Origin of the sequence: Tessaracoccus sp. OH4464_COT-324 (assembly GCF_003932855.1) — a bacterium.
Classification (GTDB): domain Bacteria; phylum Actinomycetota; class Actinomycetes; order Propionibacteriales; family Propionibacteriaceae; genus Arachnia.
In genome coordinates, this window is sequence record NZ_RQYZ01000012.1 from 53029 (window position 1) to 74545 (window position 21517).

Genomic DNA, 21517 nt, shown 5'->3' on the forward strand with positions numbered 1-21517 from the left:
GAACCCCTCCTGCGGTTAGCTATTGGTAGCTCAACGTGCCCTCCGGCTGCGGTCGGACAGGCTGAAAGGACTTCAACGGTGAAACGTCTTCAAGCTGACGTGGTGGTCATCGGCGGCGGTTCCACCGGGCTGGGCGTCGTGCGCGACGCCGCGATGCGCGGCTACAAGGCCGTTCTGGTGGAACGTGACGACTTGGCAGTGGGCACCACAGGCAGATTCCACGGTCTCCTGCACTCCGGCGGGCGCTACGTCGTGAGCGACCCGCAGTCCGCCCGCGAGTGCTCCCTCGAAAACGAGGTCCTGCGCCGCATCCAGCCCGGCGCGATCGAGGACACTGGCGGTTTCTTCGTCTCCCTGCCCGGCGACGATCCGGCCTTCGTCGACCAGTTCCTCGCCGGAGCCAAGGAGACGGGGGTACCGGCCCGGGAGATCAGCGTCGGTGAGGCGCTGCGGCGCGAGCCTCGGCTGAACCCAGGCATCCAGCGCGCCGTGGAGGTGCGCGACGGGTCCATCGACGGATGGCAGCTAGTGTGGGGCGCTGCGCGTTCCGCCCGCGAGCACGGCGGCGAGGTACTCACCTACCACCGCGTAACCCGGATCGAGCGCAGCGGCTCGCGGGTGGCTGCGGTGATCTGCCGAGACACCAAGCACCACGACAACGTCACCATCGACTGCAATTTCGTGCTCAACTGCGGCGGCCCATGGGCCGGTCAGATCACGATGATGGCAGGCTGCGACCCGGTGCAGGTTGTTCCTGGACGCGGAATCATGCTCGCGATGAACCATCGCCTGGTGAACACCGTGGTCAACCGATGTGTCTATCCCACGGACGGCGACATTCTCGTGCCCGCACACACTGTGTCCATCATCGGCACTACCGACACGCGGGCCCAGGATCCCGACGACTGCACCATCCCCGCTGACGAGGTGCAGCAGATGCTGGACGCGGGCGAGCACATGATTCCCGGCTTCCGCAGGGCCCGGGTATTGCGCGCCTGGGCCGGGAACCGACCGCTGATCAAGGATCCTCGGGTCAGCGCCTCCGATACCCGGCACATGAGCCGCGGCATGGCGATCATTGATCACTCCGAGCACGATGGCCTGGACGGGATGCTGACCATCGGCGGCGGAAAGCTCACCACCTACCGGCTCATGGCCGAGCACATCGTCGACGCGATGTGCGAGAAGCTGGGTGACAACCGTCCCTGCCGCACCGCACAAGAGCCGGTGCCGGAGGCCCATCCGCGCATCCACAGGGTCACCGATCGGCTGAAGGAACGCGAGGCCCGGCGAACGGTGGAGCGCACGCTCTGCGAGTGCGAGTTGGTCAGCGAGTCTGCCTTCGTGCGCGAACTCGCCGAGCAGCCCGACGCCAACCTCGACGACGTGCGCCGCCAGTTGCGCGTCGGCATGGGGCCGTGCCAGGGCGGGTTCTGCGCCACGCGCGCGGCGGGCGTCGCGTGCAGTTCCGGGCACGCCGACCCCGAGCACTCCACCGCGCTGCTGCGCAACTTCCTGTCCGCCAGGTGGAAGGGAATCCGGCCGATTCTCTTCGGCGAACAGGTCAGGCAGACGGTGCTGGACGACTGGATCTTCACGGGCACCCTCGATGTCAACCACCTGCCCGCCAGCGAGGACCCGAAGGAGGAAGCACGATGAATAGAGTCGTAGTGATCGGTTCCGGCCTGGCTGGGCTGACCGCCGCAAACCGGCTGCTCGATGCGGGGCTGCCCGTCACCCTGATCGCTAAGGGGCCCGGCGGGCTGCAACTGGGGCAGGGCAGCATCGATGTGCTGGGCTACACCCCCGCTCGCGTACATCGGCCGCTGACCGCGCTGCCCCAGCTGGACTCCGCCCATCCCTTCGCCCAGCTCGGCGCCGATCTGGTGGACCGCTCGGTTCGCTGGGTGGGCGAACAACTCGGCTTCGTGGGCAGCCCCGAGACCAACTTCCACCTGCCCACCGCGGTGGGCGCGCTTCGCCCCACAGCGCTGGCGCCGCGCTCCTTCGTCGCGGCGGACGTCCGCGACGTATCCAGTTATGCGGTCGTTGGCGTGCGCCAGCTCAAGGATTTCCAGGCGGACCTCATCGCCGGAAACCTGAACCGAACCATCTTCGAGGGACGACAGTTGTCCGCGCAAAGCGCCTGGGCCGCCTTCGAGGCGCGCACGGGCGAGATCGACTCCGCCAACGTGCACTTCGCCAACGCCCTGGACGACCCCAGGGAGGCGGAGTTGTTCGCGGCCAAAGTGGCCAGCGTCGCCCCGGCCGGGGACGTGGTGCTGGTGCCTGCGGTCATCGGCCTGCGCAACCCCGACGCCTGGCGGGCGTTCGAACAGGCCCTGGACCGCCCCGTGGCGGAGGTGCCGACGCAGCCACCGTCGGTGCCGGGGCTGCGCATGTTCAACGCTCTCCTCGCGCGGGCGCGCAGGCTCGGGCTACGGCACATTCAGGGTGCGCTGGCCACGGGCTTCACCAGCGACGCCGGCCGCATCAACGCGATCAAGGTCGAGTCAGCGGGACACCCCACCCGGGTCGCCTGCTCGCACGTGGTGTACGCGCCGGGCGGGTTCGAATCCGGGGCCCTCGGCGTCGACTCCTACGGCAGGATCTCCGAACGGCTGTTCGGCCTACGCCCCACCCAGGAGGACGCCACCAAACTGCTGGTCGCCGACTACTGGTCGCCCCAGCCCCTGTTCGCCGTCGGGGTGCGCACCGACGACGCGGGCCGCCCCTTGGTAAATGACCACGCCCAGTACACGAATCTTTACGTCGCCGGAGGCATCCTGGCGGGCGCCCAGCGCTCGCACGAGAAGTCGGGCGACGCCATCGCAATCGCGAGCGCGGTGCGCGCTGCGGACAACATCATCGGAGGTGTGAGATGAGCGCTAAGAAAGCGGCCGAACTCAGACAACGGCTCGACAACGAGCTCAGGCGTGCCAGCCTCGATCACTGCGTGAAGTGCACCATCTGCGAAACCAACTGCCCGGTCATGGGTGTGACTCCCCTGTTCGGCGGCCCCAAGTATTCCGGCCCCCAAGGCGAGCGCTACCGCGACGGCGCGTCAGTGGACAGTTCGATCGACTACTGCTCGTCCTGCGGCACCTGCACCGTGGTGTGTCCCCAGGGCGTGCAGGTCTCCGAGATCATTTCCCTAGCCAAGGCCGTCATGCGCGCGGAGAACGGCATCCCGCTGCGCGACAAGCTCCTCACCCACACCACGCTCATGGGCAAGATGATGACCCCGGTCGCCCCGGTCGCCAACTTCGCCCTACGCAACCGACCGATCCGCAAGGCGATGGAGGCCATCGTCGGAGTTGCCAAGGACGCGCCGATGCCGCCCGCCCAGACGCGCTCGCTCTACGGGTGGTTGAAGAAGCGCCCACCCCGGCAGTCTCCGGCCACCAATGGTCCCGTCGTGTTCTTCCACGGATGCGCAGGCGGCTACTTCGAGGTGGAGGCGTCCAAGTGCTCGATCGAGGTGCTCGAACACCTAGGCTACGAAGTCCTCGTGCCCAAGCAAGGCTGCTGTGGGTTGGCCGCCCAGAGCAACGGGCTGTTCGATCAGGCAACCAAGTCCGTACTCAATCTGGTCAAGGACCTGGCCAGCGCGGGCAAGGACCTGCCCATCGTGTCCAACGCGGGCAGCTGCGTCGGCATGCTGAAGCACGAAGCCAGCCACTACCTGGGCATCAAAGATCCCGCGCTGGAGGAGATCGGCACTCGCTCTTACGACATCTCGCAGTTCCTCATGGAACGCTACGAGGCGGGCGAATTGGTCTTCAACCTGCAGCCCATCGAGATGACGCTGCCCTATCACCAACCCTGCCAGGTGCGTTCCCAGGGGATGGGCGCGCCTGCGTCAGATCTGCTGCGACTGATTCCAGGTCTGCGAGTGATCGATTCCAACGCGACGTGCTGCGGAATCGCGGGCACCTACGGGCTGAAAAAGGAGAAGTACGAGGTGGCCGCCGCCGTCGGAAAACCGTTGTTCGACATGGTTGCGGAAACCAACGAGGGGCTCGTGGCCTGCGACACAGAGACCTGCCGCTGGCAGATCGCGAAGGCCACAAAGGTGCCGACGGTTCACCCGATCGTGCTGTTCCACCAGGCGCTCGGGTTGAAAAGCGGCGGCCGCGGCTGAGAGCGTTGCGCAGCGAAGCGAATCTTGTAACTGCCTGAACATACGTTCATTCCCACGCCCCCCGACCAGCCGGGCTGCTTGCATTTGGGCATAGAACCGCGCAATGGCTGCGCGGCGACAATGAAGTCAGAAATCGGAGTGTTCTAATGGAATTGACATTTGGGACTATCTTCCTGGGCGAGACCGTCGGCACGGCGGTGCTCATCCTGTTGGGTTGTGGCACCGTAGCCAACACCCTGCTCACCAAGTCGAAGGGCAAGGACACAGGCTTCCTCTTCGTCAACTTTGGCTGGGGTCTCGCGGTCATGATGGGTGTGCTGGTTGCGGGCCAGACCGGCGGCCACCTGAACCCCGCAGTCACCATCGGTGTGCTGGCCGCAGGCACGAAACTCACCGCCACCCAGGTGGCGGCCTACATCCTCGGGCAGTTCGCGGGCGCCATGATCGGCGCGACGCTGTGCTGGGTGGCCTACAAGGAGCACTACGACGAGGAGCCAAACCCGGCGCTCAAGCTCGCCACCTTCTCGACCGCTCCGGAGATCCGCAAACCGCTGTGGAACTGCCTGACTGAGATCGTCGGCACCTTCGTGCTCGTCTTCGTCGTCGTCGGTGCCGGAGTCTTCGGAGCGGGGGCCCAGAACCTGGGTTGGCTCAACGCCCTGGGTGTCGGCCTTCTGATCGTGGTCATCGGCATCGCGCTCGGTGGCCCAACGGGCTACGCCATCAACCCAGCCCGTGACCTTGGCCCGCGCATCATGCACGCCATCCTGCCCATCAAGGGCAAGGGCAGCTCCGACTGGGGCTACGCCTGGGTGCCCGTCGTCGCCCCGATGATCGGCGGCGTCCTGGGCGGCCTCGTTGGCGCGGCCGTCTTCTGATCCCACCACACACAATCCAACGCCGAGGAGCAACTGAATGACTGAGAAGAACTACGTAATCGCCATCGATCAGGGCACGACGAGCTCGCGGGCCATCATCTTCGATCGCTCGGGCAAGATCGTCGCCGTGGGTCAGAAGGAGCACGAGCAGATCTTCCCCCGCGCCGGCTGGGTGGAGCACAACCCGATGGAGGTGTGGGATAACGTCCGCGAGGTCGTGGGCACCGCGCTGACGCGTGCCCAGATCAACCGGCACCACATCGCTGCGGTCGGCATCACCAACCAGCGCGAGACCACCGTCGTGTGGGACAAGAACACCGGTGAGCCCGTGTACAACGCCATCGTCTGGCAGGACACCCGCACCAACAAGATCGTCGAGGAACTCGGCGGCGAGGTGGGCCAGGACAAGTACAAGGAGCGCGTCGGACTGCCGCTGGCCACCTACTTCTCCGGCCCCAAGGTGAAGTGGATCCTCGACAACGTCGAGGGGGCTCGCGAGCGCGCCGAGGCCGGCGACCTGCTGATGGGCACCATGGACACTTGGGTGCTGTGGAACCTGACCGGCGGCGTTGACGGCGGCGTGCACGTCACCGACGTCACCAACGCCTCCCGCACCATGCTCATGGATCTCAAGACCCTAAGCTGGGCCGAAGACATCGCTGCGGACATGACCATCCCCATGTCGATGCTGCCCGAGATCAAGTCGTCCTCCGAGGTCTACGGCTACGGTCGCAAGCAGGGCCTGTTGGTGGATACCCCGATCTCCGGCATCCTGGGCGACCAGCAGGCCGCCACCTTCGGCCAAGCCTGCTTCGAGGTCGGTATGGCCAAGAACACCTACGGGACCGGCAACTTCATGCTCATGAACACCGGTACCGAGCCAGTCCCGTCCAAGAACGGCTTGCTCACAACGGTGTGCTACCAGATCGGCGACCAAGCCCCCGTCTATGCTCTGGAGGGCTCGATCGCGGTGACCGGCTCGCTCGTGCAGTGGCTGCGCGACAACCTCCGCATGTTCGACTCCGCCCCGGAGATCGAGCAGCTGGCGGCCACCGTCGAGGACAACGGCGGCGCCTACTTCGTGCCCGCTTTCTCGGGCCTGTTCGCGCCGTACTGGAAGTCCGACGCCCGGGGCGCCATCGTCGGCCTCACCCGCTTCGTCAACCGCGGCCACATCGCCCGAGCGGTGCTGGAGGCCACCGCCTTCCAGACCCGCGAGGTGCTCGACGCCATGGAAGCCGACTCCGGTGTGAAGTTGGCCGAGTTGAAGGTTGACGGTGGCATGACCGCCAACGAGATGCTCATGCAATTCCAGTCCGACCTGCTGGACGTGGACGTGGTGCGCCCCGTCGTCGCGGAGACCACCGCGCTCGGAGCAGCCTACGCGGCCGGCATCGCCGTCGGATTCTGGAAGGGCGAGCAGGACGTCATCGACAACTGGGCCGAGGACAAGCGCTGGAAGCCGCAGATGGAGGTCGAGGAGCGCGACCGCCAGTACCGCCTGTGGAAGAAGGCAGTCACCCGGACCTTCGACTGGGTGGACGACGACGTACGCTGACCCCGACCTGTGGGCCCCGGAGTTTTCCGGGGCCCACAGCCGTCAATCGTGCAAGCGCTGGCTCACCACCGTCGAGATGCCATCGCCACGCATCGAAACCCCGTAGAGGCTGTCCGCGATCTCCATCGTCCGCTTCTGGTGCGTGATGATCAGCAGCTGGGAGTTCGTGCGCAGCTCCTCGTAGATGCCGAGCAGGCGGCCTAGGTTGGCGTCGTCGAGGGCGGCCTCCACCTCGTCGAGGATGTAGAACGGGCTGGGTCGCGCGATGAACAGGGCGAACAGGAACGCGACGGCCACCAGCGAGCGCTCGCCACCGGACAGCAACGACAGGCGTTTGACCTGTTTCCCAGCCGGGCGGGCTTCGACGTCGACACCGGTGTTCAGCCAGTCGCCGGGCTCGGTGAGCACGAGTTTGCCCTCGCCGCCAGGGAACAGCCGCTCGAACACCTTGCCGAAGGCGCGCTCCACGTCCAAGTAGGCCTGCTCGAACACCTCCTGAACCTTCTGATCCACCTGGCGCACGATGTCGGCGAGATCGGCTCGGGTGTCCCTGATGTCTTGCAGCTGGTCGCTCAGGAATTGGTGCCGGGCCGTCAGCGCGTCGAACTCCTCCAGCGCAAGCGGGTTCACCCGGCCCAGCAGCTGGAGGTTCTTCTCCGCCGCCTTTAGCCTGCGCGCCTGCTCTTCCCGCACGTAGGGAACGTACTCAGGCCCTTCCTCTGTCGGCGCCGAGCCGTCGGACGCCGACAGCTGCGGCACTGGCTGATCCGGTCCGTAGTCGGCGATCAGCGTCGCGGGATCGAGGCCCAACTCCGACTGGGCGCGCTCCGTCAACTGTTCCACGCGCATCCTGAGTTCGATGCGCGACATCTCCTCGCGGTGCGCACCGCGCACCATCTCGTCCAACCGCGCCGCGGCGGCTTTCACCGCGTTCCGGGCCAGTGTCGTGCCCGCCTCGGCCGCCCTGCGTGCGCCGTCGGCTCGCTCGCGGTCCGCGATCGCCTGCTCCAGCGCGGCATCAACCAGCTCTGCAAGCCGGCCGGCTGCCCCGGCCACCGCCGACGCCACTTGGGCTTCCTGCTGCAGTTTCGCTAGCCTCGCCGCCGCCTTCGCTCGGGACTGCCGCTCCTGCTGCGCCGCGTTCAGCAATCCCTCCGCTCGGCCTGCGATGGCCTTGGCCTGCTCCTCGGCTGTGCGCAACTTGAGCCGCACATCCATCTCCTGTTGCCGCGCAAGTCGCGCCGCCGTCGCCTGCTGCTCACGTTGGGCGGGGTCTGGCTCGACCATTTCCTCCGCAGCCGCGAGGCTCAGGCGCTGCTCCAGCTCGCCGAGCAACGCCTGATCGGCCACGCGTGCCACCACGGCCTGGCCCGCAGCATCAGCGAGCCGATCGGCCTCGGCGCGCGCCGCGTCGGCCGTCAACCGATGGGAACTCGCCCGGGCCTGCAGCGCGGTGAGCGCGGAACCCGCGTCCTGCAGCTTGTCGCGCAACTCCTTCTCGATGGCCTGGTGCCCGGAGAGTTCCTCCTCCGCGACGAGAATCCACTCCTCCAGTTCCTGCCCGCTACTCTCCAGTGCCTGCAGCTCCGAGCGGGCCTCAGCGAGTTCTGCGGCCACTTCGATGAGCGACGGCCCGTCCCCGGAGCCGCCCTCCACCAGGCAGGCACGGTACACGGTGCCCCGCCGGGTCACGACGCAGCCCGCCTGCTCCAGCCCGGCCAGTGCCCCCTCGTCGTCCTCCGCTAATGCGATGCCCGCCAGCAGCCGGCTGACGGCGTTGGCCACCGCAGGGGCCGGCTGCACCACGTCGAGAATCTGTTCGTCAGGCGCTGCTGGCTCGGCGTCGGCGACGACGATGCTTGCCCTGCCGCCCTCGGTCTCCGCCAACTGCTGCGCGGCGGCTCCTGCCTCGGCGAGGGAACCTACGACCACCGCCTCCGCCGCCGAACCGAGCGCCGCAGTCACGGCTGCCTCCCAGCCTGGGGCCACCTGTAGATGATCGCTCAGCCTGCCTAGGGAGGAAAAGTCGGGGTCGTCGAGGAGCGCGGCAGCGCCGTCCTTGCGCTCCGCCAGCAGCCTGAGCGCCTCCACTCTTGCGTCGAGGGCCACTCTGCGGGCGAAGATCTCGCTTTCCCGATGCCGAAGCTCCTGCAGGTTCTCTTGCCTGGCCGCCACTCGGCGTGTTGTCTCTCCGTGCGCCGCGCTCAGCGCGCTCTTCTCCGCGGTCAGCTCGGCCAGTTCCGCGTCGACCTCCTCGGCCTCCGCATCGGCTGCCGCGGCTCGCCCCAGCGCCTCCGCCCGACGAACCTTGAGCCGGCGGGCCTCGTCGTCCGCGGCCTCAAGCCGGGTGCGCACCGTCTGCGCACGGCCGCTCAGCTTCGCCAGCCCCTCCCTCCGGTCGGCGGCTGCCCGCAGCGCCCGGGAGTAGGCGACTTCCGCCTCGCTGTGTGCCTGCTCGGCTGCGGCGCGTGTCATAGCCGCTGTACGCAGCTCGGCCTCCGCGGCGGCCACGCCAGCCATCAGCTCGGCCTCCCGGGCGCGAAACTGCTCCGCCTCCTGCTCCAGCTGTTCGGGATCTCGTCGGCTGATGTCCAGCTCAGGTTGGCTGTCTGCCAACCGGGAGCGCTCCCGGGCGACAGTCATGGTCGAGGCAATTCGTTCCTTGAGAGCTGAGAGCCCGTACCAGATTTCCTGGGCCCGGTCGTAGTCCCGCGCGCTCTGCTTCAAGGCCCTCTCAGCCTCTTCCTCGCCGACTGTTGCCGTAGCCAACGCTGACTCTGCCCGGGCCTTGGCCTCAAGCAGCGCTCTCTCGCTGTCGAGTTCAGCCTGCAGCTCCGTCTGAGCCGCGACGAGGTCGTCAGCGAGCAGCCGCGATTTGGCATCGCGCAGTTCGGCCTGGATGAAAGCCGCCTTGCGGGCCGCCGCCGCCTGCCGGCCGAGCGGCTTCAACTGCCGACCCAACTCCCCAACCAGGTCGGTGAGGCGCTCCTGGTTGGCCCTCGTCGCCTCCAGCTTCCTGAGCGCTTTCTCCTTACGCTTGCGGTGTTTCAGCACCCCTGCAGCCTCTTCGATGAAACCACGCCGAGATTCGGGCGTGGCCTGCAGGATTGTGTCGAGCTGCCCCTGCCCGACGATGACGTGCATCTCCCTGCCGATGCCAGAATCGGAGAGCAGCTCCTGCACGTCCAGCAGCCGAGCGTGCGCACCGTTGATCTGATACTCCGAACCGCCGGAGCGAAACATTGTGCGGGTGATCGTCACCTCGGAGTACTCAATCGGGAGGGCGCCGTCGCTGTTGTCTATGGTGAGTTCCACCTCCGCGCGCCCCAGCGGCGCCCGCTTCGTCGTACCCGCAAAGATGATGTCTTCCATCTTGCCGCCGCGCAGCGATTTCGCGCCCTGCTCTCCCATCACCCAGCTGAGTGCATCCACGACGTTGGATTTGCCGGAGCCATTCGGCCCGACGACGCAGGTGATCCCCGGTTCGAACACCAGCGTGGTGGACGAGGCGAACGATTTGAAACCGCGCAGGGTCAGCTGCTTCAGATACACCTACGCGCCCCCGGAGGTCTCCGGCTGCGGGCCACGCACCGCCTTAAAGGTCCAGAGCTTGTTCACGACGAAGTTGATCGGCAGCGTCAGGAAGATGGCGATCAGCTGACTCCAGTATTCCCTGGAGCGCCACCACACGGCCTCCGTGAAGTAGGGCTCCGGCAGCAGCAGCGGGCTGGCCGGGTTGGTCATCACCCACTTCAGCAGGGCTCCCACGAGCATCGCCACCGAACCCACCGCGAAGAACGGCCAGAACTCGCGCCACCAGCCCGCCGCGCGGTGCGACTTGAAGGTCCACCAACGGTTGAGTTGGAAGTTCCACACGTTCGCCACCAGAAAAGGCACAAACCAAGCAACCATCGTGAACCGAAGGTTGAACGGGGTCCCCGGGAACGCGAACAGCACTGCCTGCGAGTTCTCCGGCCCACCGTTGATGCGGTTCATCAGAACGTTCACCGCCATGTTGACGAATACCCCGGAGCCGCCCACGATGCCGAACTTGATGAACTGCCACAGGGAGTACCGGTAGCGGTTGAACAGCCTCCTCACGAGCGCAACTCCTGACAGCTGGGACACCAATAACTAGACCGATTCATGAACTTGCTCCGCCGAATCTCGCTGCCGCACCTGACGCACGGCAGACCCTCTCTACCGTAGGCGTTCAGCCCCCGTTCGAAGTAACCCGACTCGCCGTTGACGTTCACATAGAGGCTGTCAAAGGAGGTGCCGCCCGCGTCCAGCGCCTCGGTCATCACCTCGCTGGCCGCCGCCAGCACGTCGAGGGCTTCGGCTTGGCTGAGCAGCGCCGTGGGCGTGTCGCCGTGCAACTGCGCCCGCCAGAGCGCTTCGTCGGCGTAGATGTTGCCAATGCCGGACACCAGCCGCTGGTCGAGCAGAGCACGCTTGATCGTCGTACGTCTACTAACGATGCGCGCCGCAGCCGCGACCGGATCGAAGCCCGGGCTGAACGGATCTGGGGCGACGTGGCTCACCGGGTTCGCCGTGTCCCGTCTCAGTTCCAGCCCGCCGAACATCCGCTGATCGACGAAGCGCAGCTGGCTGCCGTCATCCAGGTCGAACAGCACGCGGGTGTTGCGGGGTTGCTCGTCGCCCGGCGCGGCGACCCGAAACTGGCCGCTCATGCCCAGGTGCACGAGCAGGCAGTCGCTCGCCATCGCCAGCCAGAGATACTTGCCCCGACGGTGCGCGCCGGTGATGGTCCTGCCGGTCAGGTCCGCGGCGAAGCCCCCCGGCCCGGCGGCATGGTTGCGGACGGGACGCGGGTGCAGCACCGCCACCGCGACGATGGTGCGGCCGAGCGCGTGCTTCTCCAGGCCGCGACGAACGACCTCCACCTCGGGTAGTTCAGGCATCGCCCAGCTCTGCGACCGCTTGGCGAGCAGCCAGCTGCTCGGCTCGGCGCTTGTTGGGGGCGGTACCCTGGCCGCGCGCCACCCCGTCAATGAAGACGGTGGCGTGGTACTCGCGGTTGTGGTCCGGGCCGCTGCCCTCGACCTCGTAAACAACCTGCCAACCGTGCCGGGCGCTCAGCTCCTGGATCGTGGTCTTGTGATCCGAGTAGTCACCGACCGTGAGGGATTCCACGATGAGCGGATCAAAGATGTGATGGATGAACCGCTCCGCGCCCGCCATCGAGCTGGACAGATAGATCGCGCCGATGATGGCCTCCGTGGTGTCGGCCAGGATCGACTTCTTATCGGCGCCGTTGGTGGCGATCTCGCCTCGGCCGAGCTTGATCATCGGGCCGATGCCCAGTCTGCGCGCGATCCCGGCGAGCGCAACTGCGGACACCACGGAGGCGCGCAGCTTGGCGAGTTCGCCCTCCGACAGCTCCGGATAGGTGCGGTAGATGTGGTCGGTCACGACGATCTCCAGCACCGCGTCTCCCAGGAATTCGAGTCGCTCGTTGCTGGGAAGACCGCCGGCCTCGTAGGCGTAACTGCGGTGGGTCAGCGCCAACTCAAAGAGCTGGACGTCTACCACGACGTCCAGCTCGTTGAGCAGGTCAAGCAGCTGGCTCAGGCCTCTACAACCTGACGGCGCTGGCCGCGGGGGCCGTACTGGCCACACGACGGGCAGGCGGTGTGCTGCAGATGCGGCTCACGGCAGGCCGGGTTTGCGCAAGTCACGGTGGGGACGACGGACGTCTTCCACTGCGCACGACGCGAACGGGTGTTGCTGCGCGACATCTTCCGCTTCGGAACGGCCATGTCAACTCCTTGTACTAAAAGCTCTATTCGTTGTCTCCGGTCAAGCCGGCGAGTTTCGCCCACCTGGGGTCCACCCGCGCGCCGTGATCGTGATCCGGATCGGCGTTGAGGTCGAGCCCGCACTCGGGGCACAGTCCCAAACAGTCCTCGTCACACAGGGGCGTGAACGGAAGTTCGAGCACCACGGCGCCCCTGAGCGGTTCTTCGATGCACACCGTCTCGTCGACGATGAGGCTCTCGTCATCCTCGATCTCGCGACCGGGATAGTAGAACAGCTCCTGGAACTCGAAGGACGCGCTGTCTTCAAGTTCCGCCAGGCAGCGGGAGCACTGGCCGACGATATCCGCCGCAGCCCTACCCGACACCAGGACGCCTTCGACCACCGACTCCATCTTCAGGTGAAGCTGAATTGGTGAGCCTTCCGGCACTCCGATCACCGCGCTGCCGAGCTCGCCGGGGGCGGGTACCGTGACCTCGAACTCCTTCATCACACCCGGACGCCGGCCCACTTCATGCACGTCGAAGACGAGCGGTGAGCGACGATCAGCTGCGCGATGATCAGACTTCATGGCGGGTATCCCAACTCCTAGCCGAGCTTGACCTCGTAGTTGACCGACCGCCAACTGTACCGGAGAGCGCCCGTAGACGCAATTTGCTCAGCTGCCCAAACCTGCGAGCGCGTCCGCGAACTCGGCGGAGATCCGCACCTCTTCGGGCACCGACACCTGGTGGCCAAGGGCGCCCAGGATGGTGGCTGCCACCTCGAAGCGGCCCCGGCCCATCCCGTCGGATAGTTTGAAGGAGATGCCGGTGCCGTCGGGCAGCCCGACGGCGAGAATACCCTCCGCGCCGAGCTTGGCGACCAGCCCGGGAACTGCACGGTGCAGTGCGACCGAGGGATCCTTCGTGCCCGACATGTATTCGGGATGCTCGCGGAACGCGTCGGCGAGCTGTCGGGCGGGGCCCTCAGCGGCAGCGGCCAGCCGACCGAATCCACGCGCCAGCCCGGGCAGCGTCGTCGCGAATGCGGGAGCCGTGCAGCCGTCCACCACCGGTTCCCCCACCACCTGGCAATAGTCCGCGATAACCGCCCGGATCGCGCGCTGCAGTGGATGCTGCGGATCGCGGTAGCCTTCACTAGGCCAGCCTGCGCGCACACAGGTACGCAGCATTGCCGCATGCTTGCCGGAACAGTTATGGGCTATTGGCTCCCGGCCCCTACCCGCCGCCAGCCAGGCCATTCGCGCGTCCTCGTCGACCGGCAGGTCGGGGGTGTGCACGAAGTCGGCCGGGCTCAGCCCAACCCCAGCCAGAATCTCCTCGGCGCCCGTCAGGTGTAGGTCCTCCCCCGCATGGGAGGCCCCGGCCAGGGCCAGAAGTTCGCCGTGGAGATCGAGCCCGTTTTCCACCATGGCGATCACTTGGAAGGGCTTCAGCGCGGAACGAGGCAGCGTCGGTTCCTCCTGGCTGCCCAAAGCGAGCCGGATGCTGCCGTCCGGGCGGGTCACGACGACGCGGCCACGGTGGTGCGATTCCGCCACCCAGCCGCGGTGCACCACCGCGAGTTCGATGTCTAGCATGTGGCACACCTTATTGCACCGTCCTCGGACGCGCACCCGGCGGGCGACAAACCACTTGGGGCGGGGAGATGCCCCCGCCCCAAGCAGTATCAGCGCAGTTCAGTTACCGGTCTTGGGCAGGCCGGGGCGTGGCTTGGCGACAGAAGGCTGCGACGCCGAGGGCTGCCCCTGCGACGGCTGCGGCTTGGGCGCGGGCGGGGCATCCGTCGGGGCGGGCTTGGGCGCCGTCGGCTTGGGATCCGTCGGCTTGGGATCCGTCGTGGGCTGCGACGATGCGCTCGGGCTCAGATCGACCGACGGCTGTGGCTGCGTGCTCGCACTCGCCGAAGCGGACGCACTGGCCGAAGCCGACGCGGAGGCGCTAACGGAGACCGAAGCACTCGCCGAAACGGAGGCGCTGACCGAGGGAGAAGCACTCGCCGAGGGAGACACGCTGGGCGAAGCCGAAGCACTCGCCGAGGGAGACACACTGGGCGAAGGAGACACGCTGGGCGTCGGCGGCGCCACCGGCGGATTCTCCGGCAGATCCGGAGCCGCCGGGGTGGTGACCGTGGGATTCGCAGGGACCAACTCCAGTTCGGCCGCATGCGACCAGTTGCCGAAACCAGCCAGCGAGGTGAACTTCACATAGCGCGCGCTCACCGCATCATCGCCGAAGGAAGCCTCCTTCGGATCCTTGTTTGCCAGAGTCCAGTCCCCGGTGGACACCTCCGTCCACTGCACGTCGGCCGGCTCCGGGAACTCGGGAGAAGCCATCTGATCCTCGGTGGGCGCAACGAACGCGCCCTCCGTCGCGACATGCACCGCGTAGCGCGACACCTGGCCGTTGTAGTTCGCCCGGTCGCCCTGGCGGGCGTGGTAGATCAGCTTCGTGAGTTCGACCGGCTCGCCCAGATCGATGACCACCGAGTTCGGCGGGCGAACCTGCCGGGCCTGCCACTGCGAATGCCAGTAGGTGCCCATGTCCCCGTCAACGGCGGCGCTGGCCCAACCGTTCGGCGCACCCTCACCCGTGGGTTCCTGGCTCGACCAGGCGACGACGTTCATCGCCTCCGGGCTCAGTTTCAGCGGATCCCGCAACGTGAGTGTGGTGCCGACGGGCAGCGAACCGTGCTGGTGCTTCAGCGTCACCGTAGCCCGAGCGCTGGTGCCCGCGGCCGGCGCCTTGATGCGGAACCGCTGGTAGGTGGTGCCCTGCACAGCGAGCGGGTTGTCGCTCAGCACCTCCCAACCCTCGGGCAGGGTCAGTTGAAGCTGGGAGCCCTCGGGCGCGTTGTTGGCTTTCACTTGGAGTTCTGTCTCGGCACCGTAGGTGATGTACTCCGGCACCCAGTGGAACTCGACGCTCACCTGCTCGCCGGTGATCCGGTACTGTTTGCCCGGTTCGCCTTCGAAAGCCACGACTCCCTCGACCACCTCGGCCTCAACCTTGTTGCCCTCAGGATCCAGCACCTTCGTGCTCGACGAAGCCAAGGTGGTGCCCACCGCCACCAGTCCGGCCCGATCCGGGGTCACCCGAACCTCAGTGGCCAAGCCCTTCTCCCAGGTGGCGCCGACGGTCAGGCCATTCCAGGCCCGGATTCCGTCGAACGAACCCTCCGCCCAGGCGGCGGGCAGCGCGGGCAACACCGCGACGTGGTCGCGCTCGTTCTGGACCAGCATCTCGTTCACACCCGACGTGGCACCGAAGTTGCCATCAATCTGGAACGGGGGATGCTTATCCCAGAGGTTGGGGTACGTGCCCTTGGACAGCAGGTTGGTGAGCAGCTTGTGCGCGTGGTTGCCGTCGCGCAGGTTGGCCCAGAAGTTGATCTTCCAGCCCATGGACCAGCCGGTGCCCAGATCTCCACGGTCCAGCAGGGTCTTCTCCGCCGCCGCGACGTACTGCGCGTCCGCCGGATCCGCCGGGGAAATCATGTGTCCCGGGAAGAGCGCGTAGAGGTGGCTCGTGTGCCGATGCTGCGGCTCGCCACGAACGCTGGACACCTTCCACTCCTGCATCAGCCCGTCGGAGCCGACGTGCAGGCCACGGTCGATCTTCGCCAGCTTGGCCACCACGTCGGCGACTTCGTTTTCCTTGCCCAGCTCCTTGGCCACCGCGACGGTGCTCTCGAACAGTTCCGTCGCAATCTGCTGCGACATGGCGGCACCCGCCGTGAACGGGCCGTGCTCCGGGGAGTAGGAGGGGCTGGCGACGAGGGTGCCGTCGCGCGGGTCGTCCACCAGGTAGTTGACCCAGAAGTCGGAGGTCTTGCGCAGCATCGGCCAGACCCGCTCGGCAAGAAACTCGCGGTCACCGTTATAGAGCCACTCCCAGTAGAAGGCCTGGGCCAACCAAGCGTTCGCCTCCGGGAACCAGAAAGCGGTCGCCCAATCGAACACACCCGTGAAGCCGTAAGGGGTGGTCTCATTCATGACCATCCAGCCCTTGTCGAAGCCGAAAATGCTCTTTGCGGAGTCGACGCCGGCCTTCGCCAGGTCCTCAATGTAGGCGAGGTAGGGGGCGGTAGTTTCGCCCAGGTTCGACGACAGCGCGGGCCAGTAGTTCATCTGCAGGTTGATGTTGGTGTGGTAGTCGGCACTCCACGGCACGCCCTCGTTGCCGTCTTCCCAAACGCCCTGCAGGTTTGCCGGCAGCGACCCGTCGCGCGATGACGAGATCAACAGGTAGCGGCCGAACTGGTAGAACATCGTCTCCAGCGCCCGGTCCTGCGCGCCAGAGCCTCGGTAGGCGCTGCGCACCGCGTCGGTGTGCTTCGTCAGCCTGGCAGCCTTCAGGTCGAGCTTGACCCGGTCGTAGAGCTTCTTGTAGTCGGCCTGGTGCGCCGATTTCACCTCGGCGTATCCGGCCGCGGCGGCCGCGCTCACCCGGCCACCCACCTTCTGTTTCAGCACCTCGGCGTTTTCGCCGGAGCGGTAGCTGGGGTATTCCAGCTTGTAGTCGGTGCCCGCGCTCCAGAAGATAGTGACGGAGTCGGCGTTCGCCACCTGCACCCCGTCGGCAACCTTGGTACGCGTGCCGGACTCATTGACCACCTTGGTCTGCGCGTGGTACTTCAGGCCGTTGTCCTCCAGCGCCCCGAAGACGTCGATCACCCCGTCCTCCGAGACCTCGATGTTCGCATCGGCCAGGCCACGTTCGTGCCGGTTTCGGGCAGCCTTGTTCGCGTTTCGGTCGTAGGTGGTGGTGAACGACACCTTTCCCGGCTTGTCGGCACTGACCCGCATCGCGATCACGCCCGCGGGATAGGAGGCGAAGTACTCGCGCTTGAACTTCGTGCCATCGACGGTGTACTCGACGGCTGCGAGAGAGTTGTCCAGGTCGAGGGAGCGCACATAATCCGTCGCGTCCGCGGTATCCTCGAAGTTGAACTTGAGTTTGCCGAAACTCTGGTACGAGCCGTAGCCGAGCTTCGGCTGGCCGAGCAGCTGGGCGACCCGGTTGGCGTTCACCGTGTGGTTAGTACGCAGCTCCTGCCGCAGGGCCTCCAGGTTGGCGTGCCGCCTGCCCTTCTCCTCCTCGGTGTAGTTGCCGTAGCGATAGCCCGGAACGCCCGGGCCTCCCGTCCACAGGGTCTTCTCGTTCAACGTGATCTCGTCGGCTCGCAGCTGGCCAAAAATCGAGGCTCCCAGGGCGCCGTTGCCGATCGGCAGGGACTCGTCCTGCCACATGTCCAGCCTGGCTGGCTGACCATACGTGAGCTTTAGCGGCACCTGATCGGTCGTGGCTGGCGCGGCCGCTGCCTCGAATTGTGGGGTCACTACAAACCCGCTTGCTGCCAGCGCCAATGCGAGCAGCCCAATGCGATATTTCATGCGAACACCAATCGTGCTTCGTTACAAAGGTGCTCCATATATTGCCAACGGCTCCGTAGGTTGAGAACCGCTCGGCACAAAGCGCGCAGACAAACTGCGCGACCTAGCTCTGTCTACGCCTTATGGCCTCGTTAACGTTGCCAGGAACGTACTGGCTGACGTCTCCGCCCAGCCGAAAAACCTCCCGAAGGATCGTCGAGGATAGCGTCACGAAACCGCGCGCGGCCGGCAGCAGGATCGTCTCGATGCCGGTCAGGGACTGGTTCATGTGCGCCTGCTGCAGCTCGAAGTCGAAGTCCGCCCCGAAACGCAGCCCCTTGACGATCGCGGTGGCGCCGTGCTCGGCTGCGAAGTCCACCAGCAGCCCCGACAACGGCTCCACCGATGTGTGCCCCAGATGAGCGAGCGCGCCGCGCACCAGCTCCATCCGTTCCTCGTAGGGGAAGACGTAGCGCTTGGAGGAGTTGTTGCCGACGGCCACCACCACCTCGCCGAACAGGCGCTCGGCACGCTCGATCACATCGACGTGGCCCAGCGTGATCGGGTCGAACGACCCCGCGCACACCACCTTCATCCGGCCTCCTCGTCCGGGACCTGGTTGGTCCCGAAATGCAACGTGGTCTCACCGTACCCGCGCTCCCAGGAATCTGAGAAACCCGCGGGCCACGTCGGGGCCGGGCTGCGCTTGGCCCGCTCGACGACGACCAGCGCGTCAACCGTGAGGAAACCGGCTGCTGCCACGCCCGCCAGCACCTCGGCCACCGTGGCGTCGGGCAGGTCGTAGGGCGGGTCCGCGAAGACCAGGTCCCAGCCCCCCGACACCTTTGCGAGCCCGCCGGGCAGGCGGGCGCAGATCACCTGCGCGGCCAGCCGGGCGTCGGCGGCGTTGCGGCGGATCAGCTGGACGGTGGCCGGATCGGCCTCGACGATGGTGACGCGCGCCGCGCCCCGGCTCGCCGCCTCCAGCCCGACGGCCCCGGAGCCGCCGAACAGGTCGAGCACGGCCAGGCCGGACAGCTGCTCGTCGGCGGGAAGTTCGCTGGTGCCGAACCAACTCGCCAGCGCGGAGAACAGTGCCTCCCGCACCCGGTCGGTGGTGGGGCGAGTCCGGTCCCCCTTCGGCGTCGCCAGCCTGCGGCCACGCGCGCTGCCCGCGATGATTCTGCTCATCCCTTCTCCAGCCATTCCCCGGCGGCCACCTGCCGCGCCTGTTCCAGCAGATCCGCCAGCCGAGGATCGTCGGCTGCGCGCGGATCGCTCAGCACCCGCTCGGCCAGTTCCTTTGCCCGCTCGATGACCTCCACGTCGGCGATGCGCAGGATCTTCAGCGACGAGGCCCCGGACTGGTTCGCCCCCAGGACATCGCCCTCGCGACGAATGGCGAGGTCGGCCTCCGCGAGTTCGAAGCCGTCGGTGGTGCTGGCAACCGCCGCTAGTCGCCGCTCGGCCGCAACATCGTCGGGACCGACTGGGGCCAGTAGTAGCGCCAATCCCGGGTGCTGGCCCCGCCCAACCCGGCCGCGCAGCTGGTGCAGCTGGGAAATGCCGAACCGGTCCGCGTCGTGCACGATCATCATCGTGGCGTTGGGGACGTCCACACCCACCTCAATCACGGTGGTGGCCACGAGCACGTCCGTCTCCCCGTCTGCGAAGCGGCTCATCTGCCGGGCCCGCTCGTCCGCAGACTGTCTGCCGTGCACAACCCCGAGCCGCAGCCCGGCCAGCGGCCCGGACCCGAGCCGGTCCGCAAGTTCGACGACGCTCGTCAGCTGGCGTTCGCCGGCCGACTCGCCGGGCTCAATCGCCGGGCAAACGACGAACACCTGCCGACCGGCGGCCACCTCCTCCCGAGCCCGCTGCCAGGCCCGCTCCACCCAGGCGGGGTGACGGCTGGTGTTCACGAATACGGTCTGCACCTCCGCGCGGCCTGCCGGGCGCTCTCGCAGCTCGGACACCTCAAGGTCGCCGAAGATGGTCATGGCGATCGATCGCGGGATCGGGGTGGCGGTCATCACGAGCGTGTGCGGCTTGGCTCGCCCCTGAGCGCTGAGCACCGCGCGTTGCTCCACACCAAAACGATGCTGTTCGTCGATCACCACCAGGCCGAGGTCGAAGAAGCTCACCGGGTCGGAGAAGAGGGCGTGTGTGCCCACGACGATGCCTGCCTCCCCGGTGATGATTGAGTTGAGTGCCGCGCGCCTGTGCGCTGCGGGGAGGCTGCCGGTGAGCAACACCACGTCGGTAGCCCCCGGATGCGCCAGGCTGCGGCCCTCCCCCAGCGGCCCGAGCAGCTGGCGGATGGCCCGGTGATGCTGCCGAGCCAGCACCTCCGTCGGGGCCACCAGCACCGCCTGGCCGCCGTTGTCCACCACGGCGAGCATCGCGCGCAGCGCCACCAGAGTCTTGCCCGAGCCCACCTCGCCCTGCAGCAACCGGTGCATCGGACGGGTCCGGGCCAACTCCGTGAAGATCGTCTCCCCGACACTCACCTGGCCGGGGGTCAGCTCGAACGGCAGCTGGGCGTCGAGTACTTCCAGCAGCCCGCCCAAGACGCGGGGCCGAGCCACTGCGGGCGCGCTGGCCGCAGCAGCGCGCTTGTGCGCCATCGCCAGCTGGATGCCGAAGGCTTCGTCGAAGCGCAGCCGTTCCTTTCCGCGCTCCGCCGCTTGCAGGTCTGTGGGTTCGTGCACGGCCCTGAGCGCGTCGGACAGGGCCGGCATGCCCGCCTCCTGCAGCACCCACTCGGGCAGTGGATCCTCCGCGATGGTGGGCGCCACCAGCTGCACGGCCTCGGCGACGAGCCACGTGGGCATCCGCGCGGTGGCGGGGTAGATCCCGATCATCGTGGCACGATCCGCCAGGCGTGCGAGCGCCGCCTTGGAGCGTTCCTTCACCGAGTCGCTCTTGCGTGCCGTGATCCGCGCCCCCTCGACGATCACGTAGTCGGGGTGCGTGAGCTGCAACCGCCCCTGAAACTCACCCACCCTGCCGACGAAGATGCCTCGCGCCCCTGCGGCGAGCTGGCCCGCCCAGTGCGTCGCATAGTTCTCCATCGGGCGACCGGTACGTCGGCTGGAGGGCACGAACAGCGTCACGACGAGTTCGGTGCCGGCGGCGTCGGCGATCACCGACTCCACCCGCATGCGCGTGCCGCTGCGGATCGTCGTGGAACGCACCGTGGCGATGACCACGACGTCGTCGCCCACCCGGATGTTCTCCAACTCGGTCATCTGCCCACCCGAAACGTAGCGGCGCGGCACGTGACGGATCAGGTCGTCGACGGTTTCCAGCCCCAGTCGCGACAGCTCTTTCGCCGTGGGCACGCCGACGACGTCGGGCAGCTTGCGCGCCAGTTCACGATAGATCGCGGAACGGTACATGATTTGAGCCTAGCGGGGCTGTTTGCGGGAACGGAGCACTCGTTGGAAAAGAAAAAGGGCGGCCCTGAAGGACCGCCCCTGAGCTCTCGCGTCAGCGTGCGAGGATCTTGCCTGACTTGATGCAGGACGTGCAGGCGTTGATACGCTTCGCACGGCCGCTAACGGCAGCACGGACGGGCTGGATGTTCGGGTTCCAGCGGCGCTTGGTCTTCTTCTTCGACCAGGGCACGTTGTGCCCGAAGCCGGGACCCTTGGCGCAAATGTCACACACGGCGGCCATCGGAATCTCCTCGGTTAGTACTACGTTTTGCCCGAAGGCAACTGCAAAACTGTAACGCATATCCACATGTCGCGCAAAACGACCGGGAACTGCTTTGG

The 21517-nt window shown here is 66.9% G+C and carries 17 protein-coding genes; 5 read left to right on the forward strand and 12 right to left on the reverse strand.

The features are described from left to right. The first annotated feature begins 78 nt into the window (after positions 1 to 78). The 5 genes from glpA (at position 79) to glpK (ending at position 6580) form a co-directional block, all read left to right on the forward strand. A complete protein-coding gene (glpA, locus tag EII42_RS07955; RefSeq protein WP_125171586.1) occupies positions 79 to 1659 on the forward strand; it encodes an anaerobic glycerol-3-phosphate dehydrogenase subunit GlpA in 1581 nt (526 codons plus the stop codon). Beyond that, a complete protein-coding gene (gene glpB, locus EII42_RS07960) occupies positions 1656 to 2885 on the forward strand; it encodes a glycerol-3-phosphate dehydrogenase subunit GlpB (protein WP_125171587.1) in 1230 nt (409 codons plus the stop codon). Before glpA ends, glpB begins: the two co-directional genes overlap by 4 nt. Continuing rightward, complete coding sequence (locus tag EII42_RS07965; protein ID WP_125171588.1) at positions 2882 to 4144, forward strand: anaerobic glycerol-3-phosphate dehydrogenase subunit C; 1263 nt, start codon at positions 2882 to 2884, stop codon at positions 4142 to 4144. Before glpB ends, EII42_RS07965 begins: the two co-directional genes overlap by 4 nt. 146 nt (positions 4145 to 4290) lie before the next feature. Then, on the forward strand, positions 4291 to 5022 hold the full coding sequence (locus tag EII42_RS07970; RefSeq protein ID WP_125171589.1) for an MIP/aquaporin family protein: 732 nt from the start codon (positions 4291 to 4293) through the stop codon (positions 5020 to 5022). A 37-nt stretch (positions 5023 to 5059) separates the two neighbouring features. Continuing rightward, on the forward strand, positions 5060 to 6580 hold the full coding sequence (gene glpK / locus EII42_RS07975; protein WP_125171590.1) for a glycerol kinase GlpK: 1521 nt from the start codon (positions 5060 to 5062) through the stop codon (positions 6578 to 6580). Between the two features lie 42 nt (positions 6581 to 6622). Here glpK and smc read toward each other — a convergent pair whose 3' ends face one another. From smc to rpmB, 12 genes are all read right to left on the reverse strand, one after another. Continuing rightward, on the reverse strand, positions 6623 to 10132 hold the full coding sequence (gene smc / locus EII42_RS07980) for a chromosome segregation protein SMC (RefSeq protein ID WP_125171591.1): 3510 nt from the start codon (positions 10130 to 10132) through the stop codon (positions 6623 to 6625). Then, entirely contained in the window at positions 10133 to 10681 is a 549-nt protein-coding gene (locus tag EII42_RS07985) for a GtrA family protein (protein WP_255416251.1), read from the reverse strand. Further along, complete coding sequence (gene mutM, locus EII42_RS07990; protein ID WP_125171592.1) at positions 10678 to 11505, reverse strand: bifunctional DNA-formamidopyrimidine glycosylase/DNA-(apurinic or apyrimidinic site) lyase; 828 nt, start codon at positions 11503 to 11505, stop codon at positions 10678 to 10680. Before mutM ends, EII42_RS07985 begins: the two co-directional genes overlap by 4 nt. Then, on the reverse strand, positions 11498 to 12136 hold the full coding sequence (gene rnc, locus EII42_RS07995) for a ribonuclease III (protein WP_233558318.1): 639 nt from the start codon (positions 12134 to 12136) through the stop codon (positions 11498 to 11500). Before rnc ends, mutM begins: the two co-directional genes overlap by 8 nt. Positions 12137 to 12171: 35 nt before the next feature. Continuing rightward, positions 12172 to 12363, reverse strand: coding sequence for a 50S ribosomal protein L32 (gene rpmF / locus EII42_RS08000; protein ID WP_125171593.1), 192 nt, complete (start codon positions 12361 to 12363; stop codon positions 12172 to 12174). Positions 12364 to 12386: 23 nt separating this feature from the next. Further along, positions 12387 to 12932 (reverse strand): DUF177 domain-containing protein, encoded by a 546-nt coding sequence (locus tag EII42_RS08005; protein WP_125171594.1) that lies wholly within the window; start codon positions 12930 to 12932, stop codon positions 12387 to 12389. Between the two features lie 87 nt (positions 12933 to 13019). After that, positions 13020 to 13943, reverse strand: a complete 924-nt coding sequence (locus EII42_RS08010; RefSeq protein ID WP_125171595.1) for an asparaginase — start codon at positions 13941 to 13943, stop codon at positions 13020 to 13022. Positions 13944 to 14042: 99 nt separating this feature from the next. Further along, positions 14043 to 17759, reverse strand: coding sequence for a glycoside hydrolase N-terminal domain-containing protein (locus EII42_RS08015; RefSeq protein WP_125171596.1), 3717 nt, complete (start codon positions 17757 to 17759; stop codon positions 14043 to 14045). A 103-nt stretch (positions 17760 to 17862) separates the two neighbouring features. Continuing rightward, on the reverse strand, positions 17863 to 18333 hold the full coding sequence (coaD, locus tag EII42_RS08020) for a pantetheine-phosphate adenylyltransferase (protein WP_125171597.1): 471 nt from the start codon (positions 18331 to 18333) through the stop codon (positions 17863 to 17865). Next, on the reverse strand, positions 18330 to 18929 hold the full coding sequence (gene rsmD, locus EII42_RS08025) for a 16S rRNA (guanine(966)-N(2))-methyltransferase RsmD (protein WP_125171598.1): 600 nt from the start codon (positions 18927 to 18929) through the stop codon (positions 18330 to 18332). The genes coaD and rsmD overlap by 4 nt, the downstream gene beginning before the upstream one ends. Beyond that, positions 18926 to 21139 carry an ATP-dependent DNA helicase RecG gene (locus EII42_RS08030; RefSeq protein WP_125171599.1) on the reverse strand — a complete coding sequence of 738 codons (2214 nt, stop codon included), beginning with the start codon at positions 21137 to 21139 and terminating at the stop codon, positions 18926 to 18928. Before EII42_RS08030 ends, rsmD begins: the two co-directional genes overlap by 4 nt. Before the next feature lie 91 nt (positions 21140 to 21230). Beyond that, positions 21231 to 21419: a 50S ribosomal protein L28 gene (rpmB, locus tag EII42_RS08035; RefSeq protein ID WP_125171600.1), complete on the reverse strand. Its 189-nt coding sequence runs from the start codon at positions 21417 to 21419 to the stop codon at positions 21231 to 21233. Positions 21420 to 21517: the final 98 nt, after the last annotated feature.